The organism is uncultured Alsobacter sp. (assembly GCF_945952055.1).
Classification (GTDB): domain Bacteria; phylum Pseudomonadota; class Alphaproteobacteria; order Rhizobiales; family Beijerinckiaceae; genus Alsobacter.
Genome location: NZ_CAMFHB010000009.1, coordinates 64,935 through 85,000 on the forward strand (window position 1 = coordinate 64,935; position 20,066 = coordinate 85,000).

Here is a 20,066-nt window from a genome sequence, read left to right on the forward strand (position 1 = left end):
TGCGTGCCGGCTCGCACAGGCTTTTGCCTTGCGGGTGGCGTCCGGCCGTGGCGTGGACGGTTTGAACCGCGGTCCCGGGCTCGCCTCGCGATGGCTGTCCGGAACGGTGCTGGGCGCTGGATTGGCCGCCGGATGGGCCGGCGAAGCCTCCGCGTCATGGTTCGATTCGATCACCCAGCTGCCGGCCCGCGTCGATCCGCATGGCGCCGTCGGCCTGGCGGTCTTCCTCGGCCTGGTCAGCTTCTCGACGGTGACCGCCCTCATCCACATCAACCAGCGGCGCAAGTGGAGCGAGCGGGAAGCCCGCCTGATCGCCGAGAACCACGAGCTGCGCATCCGCAACGACCGCTGCGACATCCTGCTCGGGGCCGAGCCCCAGATCGTCGTGGCCTGGGGCGGGCGGAGCGGCGAACCCGACATCGAGGGCGACCTGTCGATCGTGTCCGACGGCATGGCCCCGCGCCGAGTCCTCGGCTTCGGCAGCTGGCTGCCGCCGGCCGAGGCGCAGGCGCTCGAGCTCGCGGTCGAGAAGCTGAAGGACCGCGGCGAGCCGTTCCGCATGAGCCTGCGGACCGCGGGCGGGCGTGTCGTCGAGGCCGAGGGCCGTCCCGTGCTCGGCCGTGCCGTCCTGCGGCTGCGGGAGATTTCGGGCGACCGGCTGGAGCTCCTGCATCTCAAGGAGCGGATGGCGGCCACGGCCGACGAGAACGCGGCCTACCGGACCATGCTCGACGCCATGGCCATGCCGATGTGGCTGCGCGACGCGGAGGGCCGGCTCACCTGGGTCAACGCGGCCTATGCCCGCGCCGTCGAGGCGCAGGACGGCGCCGACGCCGTGTCCCACGCCCTCGAATTGCTCGACCGCCCGGTGCGCGACGAGGCCCAGCGCCAGCGCACCCGCGTTGGCAGCTACAAGGGTCGCGTCCCGGTGGTGGTGGCCGGCGAACGCCGCATCTTCGACGTGTTCGACGTCAACACGACCAGCGGCTCGATCGGCATCGCCTGCGACATGTCCGAGGTCGAGGACGTCAGGAGCGAGCTCAAGCGCCTGCGCGACAGTCACGCGGCGACGCTCGACCAGCTTCCGACGGCGGTCGCCATCTTCGACGGCAGCAAGCGCCTGCGCTTCTGCAACAGCGCCTACCGCGAACTCTGGCAGCTCGACGTCGCCTTCCTCGACCAGCATCCGACGGACGGCGAGATCCTGGACCGGCTGCGCAGCCAGCGCCGCCTGCCCGAGCCCGCCGACTACCGGGCCTGGAAGACCTCCGTGCTCGAGGCCTATCTCGCGCTCGAGCCCAAGACGAGCTCCTGGTACCTGCCGACCGGGCGTTCGCTGCGCGTCGTCACCAATCCCAATCCGGGTGGTGGCGTGACCTACCTGTTCGACGACGTGACGGAGCGCTTCAACAAGGAGAGCCGCTTCAACGCCGAGCTGAAGGTCCGCGGCGAGACGATCGCCGCGCTCAAGGAAGGCGTCGCGGTGTTCGGCTCCGACGGCCGCCTGCAGCTCCACAACAAGTCGTTCGCCCGCATGTGGGGCGTCTCGGACGCGTCGCTCAACGGCAATCCCCACATCGAGCAGATCATCGCCGTCGCCCGGCAGCAGCACCCCGACGACGCCACGTGGAACCGGATCCGCGGGGCCGTCGGCGGCCTCGACTACGAGCGCCGCGCCATGGCCGTGCGCATGCAGCGCCCCGACGGCTCGGTGGTCGACTGCACGGCCGCGCCGCTGCCCGAGGGCGCCACGCTGCTCACCTTCGTCGACGTCACCGCCTCGGTGAACGTGCAGCAGGCCCTGGCCGAGAAGAACGAGGCGCTCGAGCGGGCCGGCGAGATCCGCGAGACCTTCGTCCACAGCGTCTCCTTCGAGCTGCGCTCGCCGCTGACCAACGTCATCGGCTTCACGGAGCTGCTCGCCGACGGCACCGTCGGTCCGCTCACCGAGAAGCAGAAGGACTACGCCTTGCACATCCTGCGGTCCTCGCAGGTGCTGATGGCGCTGATCGACGACATCCTCGACCTCGCGACCATCGACAAGGGCGAGATCGAGCTGAAGCTGGGCCCCGTCAACGTCGAGGAGACGGTGAACGCGGCCCTGGCCGGCATCAAGGACCGCATCGCGGAGATGCGCCTCGACCTGGTGGTCGACGTCCCCGGCGACGTCGGCATCATGGTCGCGGACGGCAAGCGGGTCCGCCAGGTCCTGTTCAACCTCCTGTCCAACGCGGTCGGCTTCTCGCGGGACGGCCAGACCATCACGGTGACCGCGCGCCGCCACGACGACGAGATCGTCATCTGCGTGCGCGACCAGGGGCGCGGGATCCCCGCCGACGTCATCGCCAAGGTCTTCGACCGCTTCGAAAGCTTCACCAAGGGATCGAGCCACCGCGGGGTCGGATTGGGGCTCAGCATCGTCCGCTCGTTCGTCGAGCTGCATGGCGGCCGCGTGTCGATCGAGTCGACCCCTGGCAAAGGGACGCTGGTGACCTGTACATTCCCTGCCGACGGCCTGAAGACGAGGGATGCCGCCGAATGAGGGGAGCCGCCGCCATGACGCAGGACAACGGCCCCACGCCCGCCCGCCTGCCCGCCGCGAGCTGGACCGTGGAGCTGCCCGACGAGGATGCCACCATCCGCCTCGCCCGGACGATGTCCTACGCCTTGCAGGCCGGGGATCTCGTCACGCTGTCGGGCGATCTGGGGGCGGGCAAGACGACCTTCGCACGCGCCCTGATCCGCATCCTCACGGACGACCCCGCGCTCGAGGTGCCGAGCCCCACCTTCACGCTGGTGCAGACCTACGAGACCCCGCGCTTCCCGGTGGTCCATGCCGACCTCTACCGCGTCTCCGGCATCGACGAGCTCGCCGAGCTGGGCTGGGAGGAAGCGGCCGAAGGCTCCCTCGTGCTGGTCGAGTGGCCCGAGCGCGTGGGCTTCCTCACCGAGGCCGAGCGGCTCGACGTGACCATCGGGCTCGTGTCGCAAGGCTCGTCGTCGGCCCGTGTCGCCGTCTTGACCGGCACCGGGAGCTGGGCTCCGCGGCTGGCGCGGGCACAGGCCATATCCGGCCTGATGGAGGCGTCGGGCTGGGGCGAGGCGACCCGCGAATACATGCTGGGCGACGCGTCGACCCGCGCCTATGAGCGGCTGCGGCTCGGCGACCGCTCCTCGATCCTGATGATCATGCCGCGGCGGCCCGAGGGTCCGCCGGTGCGCATGGGCAAGCCCTACAGCGCCATCGCGAAACTGGCCGAAAGCGTCCACCCCTTCGTGGCGATGAACGAGGCCCTGCGCGCGCAAGGCCTCAGCGCGCCGGCCATCTACGGCATGGATCTGGACACCGGGCTGCTCATCAGCGAGGACCTTGGAAACGTCGCCTGCCACGACGAGAACGGCCCCTTCCCGGAGCGCTGGAGCGAGGCGGCGAACCTTCTCGCCCTCCTGCACGGGCGGGACCTGCCCACGGTGGTGCCGGTCACCGAGGCGCTCGACCACGCCATCCCGCCCTACGATCTCGACGCGCTGCTGATCGAGGTCGAGCTGCTGATCGACTGGTATCTCGCCTCGATCCAGGGCGTGACCGTGTCGGGCTCGGCCCGGCAGACTTTCGTCAACCTGTGGAAGGCCGTTCTCGAGCCCATCGTGGCCTCCCCCGCCACCTGGGTGCTGCGCGACTTCCATTCGCCCAACCTGATCTGGCTGGCCGAACGCGAGGGGCTGCAGCGCATCGGCCTCATCGACTTCCAGGACGCCGTGCTGGGCCATCCGGCCTATGATCTCGTGTCGCTCCTCCAGGACGCGCGGATCGACGTGCCGGAGGACCTGGAGCTGCGCCTGCTCGGGCAGTACGCCCGACAGCGCAAGGCGGCCGATGCCGGCTTCGACATGGGCGAGTTCGCGCGCGCCTACGCGCTCATGGGGGCGCAGCGCGCGACCAAGATCCTCGGCATCTTCGCCCGCCTGGACCGGCGCGACGGCAAGCCGCAATACCTGCGCCACCTGCCGCGGCTCGAGCGCTATCTGCGGCGCAACCTTGCCCATCCGGTTCTGTCGGACCTGAAGGTCTGGTATGAAACGACCATGCCGTCGCTTTTCGCGGCGGAGTGAGTCGCACCCGTACCCGTCTTCGTTCCGACCTCGACACCGCGCATGACCGCGAGCCCATCCGTCATCGTCGCCGACAAGCCCGTGCCCCGGACGGCCATGGTCCTCGCCGCCGGGCTCGGGCTGCGCATGCGCCCGCTGACGCTCGACAAGCCCAAGCCGCTGATCGTGGTGGCCGGCAAGACGCTCGTCGACCACATCCTCGATCCGCTGGCCGAGGCCGGCGTCACGACGGCGGTGGTCAACGTCCATCACCATGCCGACCAGATGGAGCGCCACGTGGCCGCGCGCCGCGCGCCGCGCGTCATCGTGTCGGACGAGCGGGCCAAGCTGCTCGACAGCGGCGGCGGCGTGAAGAAGGCGCTCCCCCATCTGGGCACGCAGCCCTTCTTCGTGCTCAACGCCGACAGCTTCTGGATCGACGGCCCGCGCTCCAACCTGCTCCGGCTGGCGGAGGCCTTCGATCCCGCCGCCATGGACATCCTGATGCTGATCGCCGCGACGGCCACGTCGACCGGCTATGACGGCACGGGCGACTACCTGATGGGTCCCGACGGACGCCTGACGCGCAAGGTCGAACGGCAGGTCGTGCCCTTCGCCTATGCCGGCGTCTTCATCGTCCGGCCCGAGCTCTTCTCCGACACGCCGGACGGGCCGTTCTCGCTGAACCTGCTGTTCGACCGCGCGCAGGGGGCCGGGCGTCTCTACGGCCTGCGGCTGGACGGGCTGTGGCTGCACGTGGGCACGCCCGACGCCATCGGCCTGGCCGAAGCGAAGATCGACCAGAGTGTGCGCTGACCGGCCCCGCGTCCTGACCATCCCGTCGGGGGCCTCCTTCCTCGACACGCTGACGCGAGAGCTTCTGGCCGGGCGGATCGTCCCGGGCTGGCCCGACCCGGCGGATCCGCTTTCGCTGTCGACCGGCATCGTCTACCTGCCGACGCGCAGGGCGGCTCGCGCCCTCGTCCGCGCCCTGGCCGAGCAGGCCGGCGGCGACGCGGTCCTTCTGCCGCGGATCGTGCCGCTCGGCGACATCGAGGACGTCGAGGACACCCGCATCCTCGACGGCAACGGCTTCGGCGATCCGGACCTCGATCGGCCGGAGGCGAGCCCGACGCGGCGGCGGCTGGTCCTCGCCCGCATGATCCTGGACTGGTCGCGGACCGTCGACCGCAGCCTCATGCGGCTCGACCCGGACGAACAGCTTCTGGTCTCCGCCAGCCCCGCCGACGCCCTGGCGCTCGCCGGCGAACTGGGAATGCTCATCGACACGCTCGCGATCCACGGCAAGTCGGTCGACGACATCGCGCGGCTGATCCCGGAGAACGTCTCCCAGTACTGGGAGATCTCCCACCGCTTCCTGCAGATCGCCGCCGAGAGCTGGCCCGCCTGGTGCGAGGAGCACGGTGTGCTCGATCCCGCCGTCCGGCGCCATCGTCTCCTGATGGCGGAGGCCGAGCGGCTCCTGGCCGTCCGTCCGGACACTCCGATGATCGCCGCCGGTTCGACGGGCTCCATGCCGGCCACGGCCGCCCTGCTCGCCGCCATCGCGCGCCTGCCCCGCGGGGCGGTGGTGCTGCCGGGCCTGGACACCCTGCTCGACGAGGGGTCCTTCTCCGAAATCCTGCCGAAGCCCGGCACGCGTGACGCGGGCCATCCCGGACATCCCCAGGCGATGCTGGCGCGGCTCCTGGAGGTGATCGGCATCCTGCGCCGCGACGTCGAGCGGCTCGCCGAACCCGTGCCGGCGCTCGCCGCGCGCGAGAGATACCTGTCGGAGGCGCTGCGCCCGGCCGAGACCACGGCGCTGTGGAGCCGCCGATCGCAGGCGCTCGACGAAGCCGGCGTCGCGCAGGCGCTCGCCGACATCGCCGTGGTCGAGGCCGCCAACGACCGCGAGGAGGCGACCACCGTGGCCGTGGCCCTGCGCGCGGCCATCGAGGACCCTGCCGCAACCGCCATGCTGGTGACCCCGGATCGCGGGCTGGCGGAGCGCGTCGTGGCCGAACTCGGCCGCTGGGGCATCGCGGTGGACGACAGCGCGGGCCAGGCACTCGACCGGTCGAGCGCCGGCGGCCTGGCCCGCCTCGCGGCACAGGCCGTGGTGGAGGGCTTTGCCGCCGGCCCGCTCCTGGCCCTCGTCTCGCACCCCCTGTGCCGCCTGGGCCTCTCCGGGGCGACGCTCGCCCGGGCGCGCGCCGCGCTCGACATCGGCGTGCTGCGCGCACCGGCGCTGCCGGGCGGTCTTCCCGCCTTGCGGCAGGCTGCCCGGGAGGCGCCGGAGCGCTGCAAGGGCCGCCATGCCAAGCGCCCGCAGCGCCGCCTCGGCGAGCGGGACTGGGAGGCGCTGGAGCGCCTGTTGCAGAGCCTCGAGGACGCCTTCGCGGCCTTCCCCTCGATCCGCGGCGCGGATCTCGACCTCGTCGAGCTCGTGTTGGCGCTGGAGCCCGTGATCGCGGCGCTCGGCCGCGGGCCCGACGAGGACGACGACGTCTTCGCCACGCCCTCGGGCCAGAGCCTCGCGAGCCTGTTCGACGACCTGCGCGAAGGCGCCGGGGCGGGGCTGACCGGGCGCCTCTCCGACGTGCCCGCCTTCCTGCACCGGCTGATGGCGGGCCGGGTGGCGCCCCGCTACGGCGCCATCCATCCCCGCATCGCCGTGCTGGGCCTGCTCGAGGCCCGCCTGCTGCGCGCCGACCTCGTCATTCTCGCCGGCCTCGACGAGAAGACCTGGCCGCCGGAGGCGCGCACCGACGCCTTCATGAACCGGCCGATGCGCCTCGCCCTCGGCCTGCCGGCTCCCGAACGTCGCCTCGGGCAGACCGCCCACGACCTCGCCCAGGCCATGGGGGCGCCGCGCGTGATCCTGTCGCGGGCGCTGAAGCGGGGCGGCGATCCGACCGTCGCCTCGCGCTTCGTCCAGCGCATGCAGGCGGTGGCGGGACGGCCGGCGTGGGAGGCCGCGCTGGCGCGCGGAGCCTGTTGGCTGGACCTGGCCCGCGCCCTCGACCGGACGGGGGCACCACGGCCCGCCGCCCGGCCCGCGCCCAAGCCGCCGGTCGCGTTGTTTCCGCGCTCGCTGTCGATCACGGAGGTCGAGACGCTCGTCCGCGACCCCTACTCGATCTATGCGCGCCACGTGCTGGGCCTCGACGCGCTGGAGCCCGTGGCCGCCTCGCCCGATGCGGCGCTGCGCGGGACCATCATCCACGACGTGCTCGGCACCTTCGCCAAAGAGGCGAGCGAGGCCTGGCCGGCCGATCCCTACCGCCGGCTGCGCGATCTGGGCCGCGACGCCTTCGCCAGGGCCCCCGAGCTCGCCGGCCGGGCCGACGTGGCGGCGTTCTGGTGGCCCCGCTTCGAGCGCATCGCCCGCTTCATCGCGCGCTGGGAAGAGCTGCGCCGGCAGCCGGGCGTGAGCGTGCAGGCGGAAATCGACGGCCGGCTCGAGATCGACCTGCCGGGGCTCGGCGAGCCTTTCGTGCTGCGCGGACGGGCCGACCGCATCGAGGTGTCGGCTGCGGGCGGCCTTCGGATCGTCGACTTCAAGACCGGCAAGCCGCCTGGCCTGCAGGAGGTGCGCGTCGGCTTCTCGCCCCAGCTGACGATCGAGGCCGCCATGGCCAAGGCCGGCGCCTTCGCCGGCATTCCGGCGGGGACGTCCATCGAAGAGCTGCTCTACGTGCACGTCTCGGGCGGCACCACGCCCGCCGCCGAGCGGTTCATCCGCGGCAAGGTGAAGAAACAGGACATCCCGCCGCCCGACGACCTCGCGGCCGAGCACATGGAGAGTTTCGTCACGATGCTGCGCGAACTCGCCTCCGGCGAGCGCGCCTTCCTGTCGCGGCCGCACCCGAAATTCGCCAAGAGCTACGCGGACTACGACCATCTCGCCCGGGTGCGGGAATGGTCGCTCGCCGGCGACGGCGAGGACGAGGCGGGCGAGGACGGCGGGGATCCGGCATGAGCGAGAAGCTCGTCGTTCCCACCGCCACGCGCGAAGCCCAGAAGCGGGCCGCCGATCCGCGGGCCTCGGCCTGGGTGTCGGCCAATGCCGGCGCCGGGAAGACCTACGTGCTCTCCCGGCGCGTGGTGCGCCTGCTGCTCGACGACGTCCAGCCTTCGCGCATCCTGGCGCTGACCTTCACCAAGGCGGCCGCCGCCAACATGGCCACCCGCGTCTTCGACATCCTGGGCAAGTGGGTGACGCTGGACGACGCCGCGCTCGCTTCGGAGATCGCCGAGATCGAGGGCGCCCCGCCCGACGCCAAGCGCCTCGAACTCGCCCGCAAGCTCTTCGCCCGTGCCGTCGAGACGCCGGGCGGCCTGAAGATCCAGACGATCCACGCCTTCTGCGAACGGCTCCTGCACCTCTTTCCCTTCGAGGCCAACGTCTCGGCCTCCTTCGAGGTGCTCGACGACGCCGGTTGCGACGAACTGCTCGGCGAGGCCCGGCACGCCCTGCTCCAGGAGGCCATGCTGCATCCCGGCACCCGGGAAGCGGCGGCCCTCCAGGCGGTGGAGCAGGCGGCAGGCGAGGCCGGGTTCGCGACCGTCCTCAGGGCCGCGCTGGCGCACCGGCGGGCCCTGCTCGCCATCGGCTCGGGCGACGAAGGCCTCGCGCGATACCGCGGCGACCTCGCCGCCGCGCTCGGCGTCGGCCCCGGCGAGACGGTCGGCGAGATCGCCACCGCCATCGCAACCGGCGGCATCCCGCCCGCCGAGTGGGCTCGCCTCGCCGAGATCCTGCAGTCCGACGGCAAGACCACCGAGCAGAAGCACGCGACGGCCCTGCGCGAGGCGCTGGCCGCGCTGACCGACGAGGACAGGGCCGCCGCCTACACCCGCGTCTTCCGCACGGGCGACGACGAGCCGCGGGCCGACAGCTACCTCACCAAGGGCTTCCGCACGGCCCATCCGGACCTGTCGGCGCGGATGGACGGCGAGCGATCGCGGATCGGCGACCTCATCGAGCGGCGCAAGGCGATCGAGGCCGTCGACCGCAGCACGGCGCTCATGACCCTCGCCGCTTCGGTCGTGGTCCGGTACGAGACGGCCAAGGGTACGCGCGGGGCCCTCGACTTCGACGATCTCGTGGCGCGGACCGCCCGCCTGCTCGCCCGGTCGGATGCGGCCTGGGTGCTCTACAAGCTCGACCAGGGCATCGACCACATCCTCGTCGACGAAGCGCAGGACACCAGCGAGGCGCAGTGGGACATCCTGCGTCGCCTGACGGGCGAGTTCGTCTCGGGCCGGCGGACGGACAAGCAGCGCACGATCTTCGCCGTGGGCGACTCCAAGCAGTCGATCTTCTCGTTCCAGGGTGCAGATCCGAAAGCCTTCGAGGACGCCCGCCGGTTCTTCGCCGACGCCTATGCGACGCTCAAGCGCGCGGAGCCGGACGCCGACTGGGCCTTCAACGACGAGAAGCTGACGCTCTCGTTCCGGTCCGCCGGTGCCGTGCTCGACGGCGTCGACAAGGTCTTCGCCCTGGAGCCGCACTATCGCGGACTGTCCTTCGGCGACACGGCGGTGGGCACCGTGCACGAGACGGCCCGCCCCGAGGCGCCCGGTCTCGTGGAACTGTGGCCGCCCGCCGAGCCGGCGCCGGCCCGGGACGACGATGCCTGGGCCCGTCCTCTCGACGAGCCGGACGAGGCCTCCCCGCCCGTGCGCCTCGCCCGCCGCATCGCCGAAACCATCGACCGCTGGCGCACGACCGGCGACTCCTTCGGCCATCGGATCCCGCCCGGCGACGTGCTGATCCTGGTGCGCAGCCGCAACGCCTTCTTCGAGGCGATGATCCGCGCGCTGAAGCAGCGGCGCGTGCCGGTCGCGGGCGCGGATCGCCTGACGCTCACCGCCCACATCGCCGTCATGGACCTGCTGGCGCTCGGGCGCTCGTGCCTGCTGCCGGACGACGACCTGACGCTCGCCACCGTGCTGCGATCGCCGCTCGTCGGCCTCGACGAGGAGGCGCTGTTCGAACTCGCCGCCGGGCGATCGGGCAGCCTGTCCCGGGCATTGGCGCGAAAGGCCCCGGAGAGCCCCCGCTGGCAGCAGGTCCAGGACCAGGTGGAGCGCTGGAGGGCGACGGCCCGGGCGACCGGTCCCTTCACCTTCTATGCCCGCGTGCTGGGGCCGGACGGCGGTCGCAAGGCGCTGCTGGGCCGTCTGGGCGCGGAGGCCGGCGACGCGGTGGACGAGTTCCTGCGCATCGCGCTGGACCACGAGCAGCACAACGCCCCCTCGCTCTCGACCTTCCTCGACACCATGCAGGACGCCGACCTGATGGTGAAGCGGGACATGGAGGGCGCGCGCGACGAGGTCCGGGTCATGACCGTGCACGGCGCAAAGGGCCTCGAGGCCCCGGTCGTGTTCCTCGCGGACACCTGCTCGGTGCCACGCAACGACGCGCCCCTCCTGCTGATGCCCGACACGGGTCTCCCGGTCTGGCTGCGCGGCAAGGCGCGCGATCCCGAGCGCCTGCGCGCCTTGCGCACCGCCGAGGAGGCACGCATCCGCGCCGAGTACCACCGCCTCCTCTACGTGGCGATGACCCGGGCCAAGGACCGCCTCATCATCGGCGGGTTCTACGGCAGCAAGGGGCGGGGACAGTCGTGCTGGTACGACATGGTCGAGACGGCGCTCGCCGACCATCTCGACGTGGTGCCGGATGAGCGCGGCGACGGCACGGTGCGCCGGCTGCTTCCCAAGCCCTTCCCGACCCTGGCGCCGATGCCGGCGCCGGCACCGGCGCCGGAGCCGGACCTGCCGGCCTGGCTCACGCAGCCGGCCGCCGCGGAAGCGGTGCGCCCCTCGCCGTTGCGCCCCTCGAGTGCGCTCGCCGCGGCGGACGCTCCCGACCGGACCGGCGACACCCCCTTCGTGCGCGATGCCCGGGCGGCGGGCACGCTGGCCCATCTCCTGCTGGAGGTGCTGCCCGGATGCGACCGCGGCCGGCGCGAGGCGGTGGCCACGGCCCTCGCGGAGGCCCGCGGCGGTGCGCTCGTTCCGGAGCGTCGCGCCGCGGTGATCGCGGCCGTCCTGTCCCTGCTCGACGATCCGCAGCTCGCGCCGCTGTTCGGGGCGGGAAGCCGGGCGGAGGCGCCGGTGGCCGGCCGCCTGCGCCGCGGCGACGGCGCCGTCCTGCCGGTGTCCGGCCAGATCGACCGACTGGCGGTGACGCCCGACACCGTCTTCATCGCCGACTACAAGACCAGCGCCCGTCCGGCCAAGGCGCCGGACGCCATCCCCGAAAGCCACGTGGCCCAGCTCGCCGTGTACAGGGCTCTGGTCGGCCCGCTCTATCCCGGGCGCGCGGTGCGCTGCCTCATCGTCTGGACCGCGAGCGCGACGGTGATGGAGGTTCCCCCGGCCCGGCTCGACACGGCATTGGCGCGCATCACCGCTGCGTGACTCGCCCTTGACGCCTCCGGGGCCGGTTCATAGCTTCGCCCCGACCCGCCGGACTGAGTCCGGCCACCCAACAACGAGGTTGCCATGACCGCGCCTGTCACCGACTCCAGCTTCAAGGCGGATGTGCTCGACAGCTCCACCCCCGTCGTCGTGGACTTCTGGGCCGAGTGGTGCGGTCCCTGTCGCATGATCGCCCCGGCCCTTGAGGAAATCTCCAAGGAGATGGAGGGCAAGGTGAAGATCGTGAAGCTGAACGTGGACGAGAACCCCGGCACCTCCGCCCAGTTCGGCATCCGCTCGATCCCGACCCTGATGATCTTCAAGGACGGCAAGCTCGCCTCCCAGATGGTCGGCGCCAAGCCGAAGGGCGAACTGTCGCGCTGGATCTCGTCGGCGGTCTGATCCGCCGATCGGCACCGGGCAGCCGAGACATCCTGCGTCCTTCGACACGGCCGCTCCGCGGCCTGCTCAGGATGAGGAAGATTGTTGTTTTACAACGCTCCGCATCCTGAGCAGCCGCCAAAGGCGGCGTGTCGAAGGACGCACCGTCTTCATGCCAGCCACACTCAGGACGGCGGCGTGCCGTTGGCGGCGAGAACTTCGCCCGCCAGATAGAGCGAACCGCAGATCAGCACGCGGGGCGGCGCGCCCCAGTCATTGGCCGCGATGGCCGAGAGCGCGGCCTCGAGGCTGGCGCAGGGCGTGGCCTGCAGGCCCGCCGCCGTGGCGAACGCGGCGACCTCCGCGGCCGAGCGGGCCGCGGTCTGGCTGGGCATCGGGATGGTGAAGACGTGCTGGGCGAGCCCCGCGAAGGGGGCGAGGAAGCCGGCGGAATCCTTCGTTCCCAGCATTCCGACCACCAGGATCAGGGGCCGCGGATTGCGGTCCTCGAAGTCGGCCATGGCGGCGGCGACAACGCGGCCACCGTCCGGATTGTGGCCGCCGTCGAGCCAGAGCTCGGTTCCATCGCGCAGGAGGCCCTGGAGCCGTCCGCGCGACAGGCGCTGCAGGCGGGCCGGCCAATCGGCCGAGGCGATGCCCTTCTCGAAGGCGGAGGCGGCCAGGCGGCCGAAACCCGAGGCTCGGAGCGCGGCGATCGCGGTCCCGGCGTTCACGTGCTGGTGGCGGCCGGGCAGGCGCGGCAGCGGCAAGTCGAGCAGGCCCTCCTCGTCCTGGTAGACGAGACGGCCGTTCTCCTCGTGCACGTGGAAGTGCTCGCCGCCCACCATGGCCGGGGCGCCGGCGCGGGCGGCCAGCCGGACGAGCGTGTCGAGGGCCTCCTGATGGTCCTGCAGTGCGATCACGGCCGGCGCTCCGCGCTTGAAGATGCCGGCCTTGGCCTTGGCGACCAGCGACAGGGTGTCTCCCAGATATTCCGAGTGGTCCATGCCGATGGGGGTGACCACCGTCGCCATCGGCTTCTCGATCACGTTCGTCGCGTCGAACTCGCCGCCGAGCCCCACCTCCAGCAGCAGCACGTGGGCGGGCTTCTCCGAGAACAGGAGCAGGGCCGCGGCCGTCGTGATCTCGAACACGGTGATCGGTGCGCTCGCATTGGCCTCCTCGCAGCGGCGGAAGGCATCGACCAGCGCATCCTCGTCGACGAGCCGCCCGCCGCCCGGCGCGCCGATGCGGATCCGCTCGTGGAAGCGCACGAGGTGCGGCGAGGTGTACACGTGGACCGCCAGCCCGGCGGCCTCCAGCACGGAGCGCATGAACGCCACCGTCGATCCCTTGCCGTTGGTCCCGGCCACGTGGATCACCGGCGGCAGCCGTCGGTGGGGATCGCCCAGCGCGCCGAGCAGCCGCTGGAGGCGTCCCAGCGACAGGTCGATCAACTTGGGGTGCAGCGCGAGGAACCGCGCCAGGATCGCGTCGGAGTTCTCCATGGTCTCCTGTCCCGGCCGCCGTCCAGGGCGACCTCGGCCATCGAGGGCCGGACGACTAGACCCTTCGCGGTGTCTGCGCAACCGGCAGCACGACGCTGCCTTTTCCGTTTGCGCGCCGGCAACCGCGTTGCGGTGGCAAGGTTGCCCCCACGCCCGCAGGCGAGTAGGGAAGGACGGGTCCCATTGACCGGACGCAAGCGGAGACGCGGATGACCGCTGAGAGCGACTATCTCCTCGACCGGCGCCGTTTGACGCGCAGGGTCACGTTCTGGCGCGTTGCGGCGTTCCTGGTCGCCCTCGTGGCGATCGTCGGCACCGCTCTGGCCGTCGCCGGGCCCCGCCTGGGCACGGCGCAGAGCCACATCGCGCGGGTCGACATCAGCGGCTTCATCAGCGGCGACGAAAAGACGCTGGATCTGCTCAAGTCCGTCGGCAAGAGCAACGCCAAGGCGGTCATCGTGCAGATCGACAGCCCCGGCGGCACCGTGACCGGCGCGGAACTCCTGTTCCACGCGCTCCGAGAGCTGTCGGCCGAAAAGCCGACCGTGGCCGTGGTCCGCAGCCTGGCCGCATCCGGCGGCTACATCGCCGCCATGGGCACCGACCGCATCGTCGCCCAGGAGACCTCGCTCGTGGGCTCCATCGGCGTGCTCTTCCAGTTTCCCAACTTCACCCGCCTGCTCGACACGGTGGGCGTGAAGATGGAGACGACCAAGTCCTCGCCCCTCAAGGCGTCGCCGAACCCGTTCGAGGTCACGACACCCGAGCAGCAGGCGGCCGTGCAGGCCCTCATCGCCGACAGCTTCGCCTGGTTCAAGCGCATCGTCGCCGAGCGGCGCGGCCTGGCCGGGACCGAACTCGCCACGGTGTCCGACGGCCGCGTGTTTAGCGGAAGCCAGGCCGTTGGGCTCAAGCTTATCGACGAGGTCGGCACGCAGAAGCAGGCGATCGCCTGGCTGGAGAAGGAAAAGGGCGTTCCGAAGGACCTTCCGGTGCGCGAATGGAAGCGCAGCGGGGCGGAAAGGTTCGGTTTCTGGAGCGCTTCGGCCGGAATCGCGGATGTTCTGGGCTTCGATCAGGTGGCCACGCTCCTAGCCGGGGCGTCGCAGGGCATGGATCGCGGCGCCCTGGAAGGGCTCTTAGCTCTTTGGCGCCCTTGACCGCCTTGCTTTACGTTGGTTAATCAGAATTCGTGTTTCGCGACGGGCAGGGCCAATGATCAAGTCCGAACTGGTTCAAAAGATCGCGGAGCATTATCCGGAGCTGTATCTCCGTGATGCGGAAAACGTGGTCAACGCCATCCTCGAGGAAATCACCCAGGCGCTCGCGCGGGGTGACCGGGTCGAGATCCGCGGCTTCGGCGCGTTCTCCATCAAGAAGCGGGACGCACGCATCGGCCGCAACCCCCGGACCGGTGAGCACGTTCCCGTCTCCGAGAAGGTCGTGCCGGTGTTCAAGGCCGGCAAGGAAATGCGGGTTCGCCTCAACAAGGCGCCGGTCGCCGCCCGCTGAGGGGCGACCCGGAGCGAGGTCATGAAGAGCTTCCTGAAGTCCCTGATCCTCGTGCCGCTCGTGGCACTGGTGACGCTTTTCGCGGTCCTGAACCGCCAGTTCGTGGCCGTGAACATCGACCCGCTGGACTGGACGGGCCTGGGGCAGACGATGTCCGTCCCGATGTTCGTGGTCATTTTCGTCAGCGTGGCCATCGGCGTGGTCGCCGGCGGCGTGTCGGTGTGGGTGGCGCAGGGCCGGCATCGGCGTGCCGCGCGTGCCGCCTCCCGCGAGGCGGCCCGGCATCGGGCCGAGGTCGAGCGCCTGCGGGCGGAGTCGACCCCGGTGTCCGCCGGGGGCGACACGGGGCGCGCGCTCGTCTCCACCATTCGCTGACCGCCCACCGGAGGCTTCGCCCATGAAGGTCGTCGATGCCGCAGCGGTCGATGCGCTGCTCGACCCCCGTGGCCTGGCCGACGCGCTGGCGACGGCTTTCCGGGGCGACATCGTGGTCCCGCCACGCCACCATCACGACATGGAGCGGCCGGGCGACGAGGCGACCCTGCTGCTGATGCCGGCCTGGACCGGGCCGACGGTCGAGCCGGCCTATTTCGGCACCAAGATCGTCAGCATCTTCCGAAACAACGCCAGCCGCGGCCTTCCCAGCGTGCTGGGCACCTACATGCTCAACGACGGCGCGTCGGGCCTGCCGCTGGCCGCGATCGACGGAACGCGCATCACGACCTGGCGCACCGCCGCGGCGTCCGCGTTGGCGGCACGGTCGCTGGCGCGGCCCGATGCGCGGCGGATGGTGATGGTGGGTGCCGGAGCCCTCGCGCCCTTTCTCATCCGGGCCCATGCCGCCGAGCGACCGCTCGCCGACATCGCGCTGTGGAACCACCGGCCGGACCGGGCCATGGCCGTGGCGGCGGACCTCGCGGCCGCCGGCCTGCCCGTGCGCGCCGTGACGGACCTGGAGGCCGCGGTGCGCGAGGCCGACATCGTGTCCTGCGCCACCTTGAGCGTCGAGCCGCTGGTGCGCGGTGACTGGCTGCGGCCGGGAACACACCTGGACCTCGTGGGCGCCTACAAGCCCACCATGCGGGAGACGGACGACGCCTGCGTCCGCCGGGCCAGCCTGTTCTGCGACACGCGGGCGGGTGCCCTCAAGGAGGGCGGCGACCTGGCCATCCCGATCGCGGCCGGCATCGTGCAGGCCGCCGACGTGAAGGGCGACCTCTTCGACCTGGCCCGCGGCACCCATCCCGGGCGCGGCTCGCCCGACGAGATCACCCTCTTCAAGTCGGTGGGCACTGCCATCGAGGACCTGGCGGCTGCCATCCTGGTCTGGAACCGCCTGGACCGCGCGCCGCGCTGAGCGCCTGCCGCCGCGGACCGCCGGGCTTCGGCCGGGAGAGCCGCGGCAAGAGACCCGTGGACAGACAGGCGGCAAAGGTGCAAATCACCGGCATGTCTCTGGTCGTCAAAATCTGTGGGCTGCGGACCCCCGAAACGATCGACGCCGCCGTCGAGGCCGGCGCGGACCTGCTCGGCTTCGTCTTCTTCGGCAAGTCGCCCCGCAACGTCGGCTATTCGGACGCTTCGCTCCTGAACAGGCACGTCGCCGGCCGCGCCAAGAAGGTCGCGCTCGTCGTGGACGCCTCGGACGGCGAGCTGGAGGCGATCGTGGCGGCGCTGGAGCCCGACATGCTCCAGTTTCACGGCAAGGAAGATCCGGACCGCGTCGCCGAACTGCGCGACCGGTACCGCCTCCCGGTGATCAAGGCGGTCGGCGTCTCCACGGCCGCCGACGTGCGCCGCCACGAGGCCTACCGCTCCGTGTCCGACCAGGTGCTGTTCGACGCCAAGGCGCCGGCCGATGCGGCTCACCCGGGTGGCAACGGCCTGAGCTTCGACTGGTCCCTGCTGGCGGGACTGGACCTCGGCAAGCCAATGATGCTGTCCGGCGGGCTCGACGCGGGCAACGTCGCGCGGGCGATCGCCATCACGGGCACGCCCGGCGTCGATGTGTCCTCTGGCGTCGAGAGCGCGCCCGGTGAAAAGGATCCGCGGCGCATCGCCGCTTTCGTCGCGGCGGCGCGTGCCGCCGACAAGGCTCGACATCCGGCCCCGCCTCCGGGATCGGCCCCAACCCCTCTGCGGCCCGCGTGAGGCCGTGATCGTGAAGGTGTTCGCGTGACCGTCCAGACCCCCAACTCCTTCCGCACCGGCCCGGACGAGACCGGCCATTTCGGCCTGTTCGGCGGTCGCTTCGTCGCCGAAACGCTGATGCCCCTCATCCTATCGCTGGAGAAGGCCTATGGCGAGGCGAAGGCGGATCCCGACTTCGCGCGGGAGATGGGCGAGTACCTCACCCACTATGTCGGCCGCCCGAGCCCGCTCTACTACGCCGAGCGGCTCACCGAGCATGTCCGTGAGCTGGCGACGGCCTCCGGGCGGTCGGGCGGCGCGAAGATCTACCTGAAGCGCGACGAGCTGAACCACACGGGCGCCCACAAGGTGAACAACGTGTTGGGCCAGATCCTGCTGGCGCGGCGCATGGGCAAGAAGCGCATCATCGCGGAGACCGGCGCCGGCCAGCACGGTGTCGCGACGGCGACGCTGTGCGCGCGCTTCGGCCTGCAGTGCATCGTCTACATGGGCGCGGTCGACGTGGAGCGGCAGAAGCCGAACGTCTTCCGCATGAAGATGCTGGGAGCCGAGGTGGTGCCCGTCCAGTCGGGGTCCAAGACCCTCAAGGACGCCATGAACGAGGCGCTGCGCGACTGGGTGACCAACGTCGAGAACACCTTCTATTGCATCGGCACCGCTGCCGGGCCGCACCCCTATCCGGCCATGGTGCGTGACTTCCAGTCGGTCATCGGCCGCGAGGCCCGCGAGCAGATGCTCGAGCGAGAGGGCCGCCTGCCGGATTCGCTGGTCGCGTGCATCGGCGGCGGGTCCAACGCCATCGGCCTGTTCCACCCCTTCCTCGACGACAAGGAGGTGGAGATCTTCGGCGTCGAGGCGGCCGGCCACGGCATCGCGACGGGCGAGCACGCGGCATCCCTCACGGGCGGACGGCCCGGCGTGCTGCACGGCAACCGGACCTACCTGCTGATGAACGAGGATGGCCAGATCACCGAAGGTCATTCGATCTCCGCCGGCCTGGACTATCCCGGCATCGGGCCCGAGCACTCGTGGCTGCACGACATCGGCCGCGTGAAGTACATCTCAGCGACCGACAAGGAGGCGCTGGCCGCCTTCCAGCTCATGTCGCAGCTCGAGGGCATCATTCCCGCGCTGGAGCCCGCGCACGCCATCGCCAAGGCGGTCGAGATCGCGGCCGAGAAGCCCAGGGACCACCTCATGGTGATCAACCTCTGCGGCCGCGGCGACAAGGACATCTTCACGGTCGCCGATCACCTCGGCGGCATGGGGTGAGGAAGCCTCCGGTCAGGCCTGCAGCCTTCGCTCGAGCATCGGCGAGACGCTTGTCTTGCAGGATCTCTCGGGCGCGGGCCTCGCGAAGCGGGAGAACCGCTCGGAGCCGAGCGGTGCCGGACACGGACTGATCGGTCCCTTTCAGGCCTCGGCAACCTCCCGGTCAATGCGGTCGCCATGCCGCTCGCGCGCGATGGCCAGGTCGTGCGCCGACTGGAGGCTCATCCACAGCTGCGGGCCCGTTCCGAAATAGCGGCCCAGTCGCAGCGCCGTTTCCGCCGAAATGCGCCGCCGTCCCGCGACGATCTCCGTCACGCGATTGGCCGGAACCCGGATGGCCAGGGCCAAGGCCTGAGCGGAAAGTCTTCGCGCAGCCAGTTCTTCGGCCAGGACTTCGCCCGGGTGGACGGCTGGGAGGTCGAACCCGCCCGGACCTGCCATCACGATGTCGTCCGTGTGCATCGCCCTCTCCCTCAATGATAGTCGACGATCTCGACGTCCCAGGCGTGGCCTTCATCGAAACGGAAAACCAGCCGCCAGGGCCCGTTGATCGTCACGGCCCAGAACTCCTTCCGGTCGCCGGTCAGCCGATGAAGGCCAATGCTCCTCAGGGGACCGAACTCCTGGGGTGACGACGCGCTGTTCAGAACGGCGAGCCTTCGTCGCGCGATGACGACGTCCATCCCGGAAAACTTCGATTTGCCGGTCTCGACGAATTGTCGCGTGGCGGTACCCCTGATGCTTCGGATCAAGCGGCGGCCCTCGGTCGACGCGAAGCGTACTACGCAGCGCGTATGATGGGAAGACTCAGATCCTCTCCCCATGACGGGCCGTCCGTGCTAACACGCCCGCCATGACGACCCGTATCGACCGCCGCTTTGCCGCGGTGCAGGCTGAGCGCCGCGCCGCACTCGTGACCTTCGTGATGGCCGGGGATCCCGATCCCGCGGCCTCGCTCGCCATCGTGAAGGGGCTGCCGGCCGCCGGCGCCGACCTGATCGAGCTCGGCATGCCCTTCACGGACCCGATGGCCGATGGCCCGGCGATCCAGGCCGCGGGACTGCGCGCCCTGAACGGCGGCATGACGCTGCGCAAGACCCTGCAGCTCGTGCGCGACTTCCGCACGGGCGATGCCGACACCCCGATCATCCTGATGGGCTACTACAACCCCATCTACGTCTACGGCGTCGACGCCTTCCTGAAGGATGCGCTGGAGGCGGGAGTCGACGGGCTCATCGTCGTCGACCTGCCGCCGGAGGAGGACGAGGAGCTCTGCAAGCCGGCGCTCTCCGCCGGGCTGAACTTCATCCGGCTGGCGACGCCCACGACCGACGACGCACGGCTTCCCGCCGTTCTCGCGAACACCTCGGGCTTCGTCTACTACGTGTCGATCACCGGCATCACCGGTGCCGCGACCCCGAATTTCGACAAGGTCGCCGGCGCCGTGGCGCGGATCAAGCGCCACACCAGCCTGCCCGTCGCGGTCGGCTTCGGCGTGAAGAACGCCGAGACGGCCGAGGCGATCGCGCGGGGCGCCGACGGTGTCGTCGTCGGCACGGCGCTGGTCGAGGCGGTCCGCACGTCGCTGGACGCCGACGGCAAGGCCACCGACAAGACCCCCGGCGCGGTCGCCGCGCTGGTCTCCGACATCGCGGCGGGCGTCCGCCGCGTCTCCAAGGCTGCGGCCTGAGCCATTCGGGAGCGATCATGGAC

General features: G+C 71.1%; 16 protein-coding genes. 13 read left to right on the plus strand and 3 right to left on the minus strand.

The features are described from left to right. The first annotated feature begins 52 nt into the window (after positions 1–52). The 6 genes from Q0Q47_RS09270 (at position 53) to trxA (ending at position 11,931) form a co-directional block, all read left to right on the plus strand. Positions 53–2,542, plus strand: a complete 2,490-nt coding sequence (locus tag Q0Q47_RS09270; protein WP_293857823.1) for a PAS domain-containing sensor histidine kinase — start codon at positions 53–55, stop codon at positions 2,540–2,542. Between the two features lie 14 nt (positions 2,543–2,556). Further along, positions 2,557–4,113: a tRNA (adenosine(37)-N6)-threonylcarbamoyltransferase complex ATPase subunit type 1 TsaE gene (gene tsaE, locus Q0Q47_RS09275; protein ID WP_293857826.1), complete on the plus strand. Its 1,557-nt coding sequence runs from the start codon at positions 2,557–2,559 to the stop codon at positions 4,111–4,113. A gap of 42 nt (positions 4,114–4,155) precedes the next feature. After that, on the plus strand, positions 4,156–4,908 hold the full coding sequence (locus Q0Q47_RS09280) for a nucleotidyltransferase family protein (RefSeq protein ID WP_293857829.1): 753 nt from the start codon (positions 4,156–4,158) through the stop codon (positions 4,906–4,908). Beyond that, a complete protein-coding gene (gene addB / locus Q0Q47_RS09285) occupies positions 4,898–8,077 on the plus strand; it encodes a double-strand break repair protein AddB (RefSeq protein WP_293857832.1) in 3,180 nt (1,059 codons plus the stop codon). The genes Q0Q47_RS09280 and addB overlap by 11 nt, the downstream gene beginning before the upstream one ends. Beyond that, on the plus strand, positions 8,074–11,529 hold the full coding sequence (gene addA, locus Q0Q47_RS09290) for a double-strand break repair helicase AddA (protein WP_293857835.1): 3,456 nt from the start codon (positions 8,074–8,076) through the stop codon (positions 11,527–11,529). The genes addB and addA overlap by 4 nt, the downstream gene beginning before the upstream one ends. 84 nt (positions 11,530–11,613) lie before the next feature. Continuing rightward, positions 11,614–11,931, plus strand: coding sequence for a thioredoxin (gene trxA, locus Q0Q47_RS09295; protein WP_293857838.1), 318 nt, complete (start codon positions 11,614–11,616; stop codon positions 11,929–11,931). Positions 11,932–12,095: 164 nt separating this feature from the next. Here trxA and Q0Q47_RS09300 read toward each other — a convergent pair whose 3' ends face one another. Further along, on the minus strand, positions 12,096–13,418 hold the full coding sequence (locus Q0Q47_RS09300; protein ID WP_293857841.1) for a folylpolyglutamate synthase/dihydrofolate synthase family protein: 1,323 nt from the start codon (positions 13,416–13,418) through the stop codon (positions 12,096–12,098). A gap of 209 nt (positions 13,419–13,627) precedes the next feature. On the opposite strand from Q0Q47_RS09300, the gene sppA reads away from it, so the two are divergent. The 6 genes from sppA to trpB all read left to right on the plus strand — a co-directional run bounded on the left by sppA (position 13,628) and on the right by trpB (position 18,353). Continuing rightward, entirely contained in the window at positions 13,628–14,578 is a 951-nt protein-coding gene (sppA, locus tag Q0Q47_RS09305; protein WP_293857844.1) for a signal peptide peptidase SppA, read from the plus strand. A 55-nt stretch (positions 14,579–14,633) separates the two neighbouring features. Next, positions 14,634–14,930 (plus strand): integration host factor subunit beta, encoded by a 297-nt coding sequence (locus Q0Q47_RS09310; protein ID WP_293857847.1) that lies wholly within the window; start codon positions 14,634–14,636, stop codon positions 14,928–14,930. A 21-nt stretch (positions 14,931–14,951) separates the two neighbouring features. After that, positions 14,952–15,305 carry a lipopolysaccharide assembly protein LapA domain-containing protein gene (locus Q0Q47_RS09315; protein ID WP_293857850.1) on the plus strand — a complete coding sequence of 118 codons (354 nt, stop codon included), beginning with the start codon at positions 14,952–14,954 and terminating at the stop codon, positions 15,303–15,305. 22 nt (positions 15,306–15,327) lie between these two features. Further along, positions 15,328–16,287, plus strand: coding sequence for an ornithine cyclodeaminase family protein (locus tag Q0Q47_RS09320; protein ID WP_293857853.1), 960 nt, complete (start codon positions 15,328–15,330; stop codon positions 16,285–16,287). Positions 16,288–16,379: 92 nt separating this feature from the next. Further along, the gene (locus Q0Q47_RS09325; protein WP_293857856.1) at positions 16,380–17,081 is read left to right on the plus strand and encodes a phosphoribosylanthranilate isomerase; all 702 of its coding nucleotides are present in this window, start codon (positions 16,380–16,382) and stop codon (positions 17,079–17,081) included. 24 nt (positions 17,082–17,105) lie between these two features. Next, on the plus strand, positions 17,106–18,353 hold the full coding sequence (trpB, locus tag Q0Q47_RS09330; RefSeq protein WP_293857859.1) for a tryptophan synthase subunit beta: 1,248 nt from the start codon (positions 17,106–17,108) through the stop codon (positions 18,351–18,353). 141 nt (positions 18,354–18,494) lie between these two features. Here trpB and Q0Q47_RS09335 read toward each other — a convergent pair whose 3' ends face one another. Both Q0Q47_RS09335 and Q0Q47_RS09340 read right to left on the minus strand, forming a co-directional pair. Continuing rightward, on the minus strand, positions 18,495–18,815 hold the full coding sequence (locus Q0Q47_RS09335; RefSeq protein WP_293857862.1) for a HigA family addiction module antitoxin: 321 nt from the start codon (positions 18,813–18,815) through the stop codon (positions 18,495–18,497). A gap of 11 nt (positions 18,816–18,826) precedes the next feature. Next, on the minus strand, positions 18,827–19,105 hold the full coding sequence (locus Q0Q47_RS09340) for a type II toxin-antitoxin system RelE/ParE family toxin (RefSeq protein ID WP_293857865.1): 279 nt from the start codon (positions 19,103–19,105) through the stop codon (positions 18,827–18,829). 101 nt (positions 19,106–19,206) lie between these two features. Between Q0Q47_RS09340 and trpA the strand changes: the two genes are divergently transcribed. Beyond that, entirely contained in the window at positions 19,207–20,043 is an 837-nt protein-coding gene (trpA, locus tag Q0Q47_RS09345) for a tryptophan synthase subunit alpha (protein WP_293857868.1), read from the plus strand. The last annotated feature ends 23 nt before the right edge of the window (positions 20,044–20,066 follow it).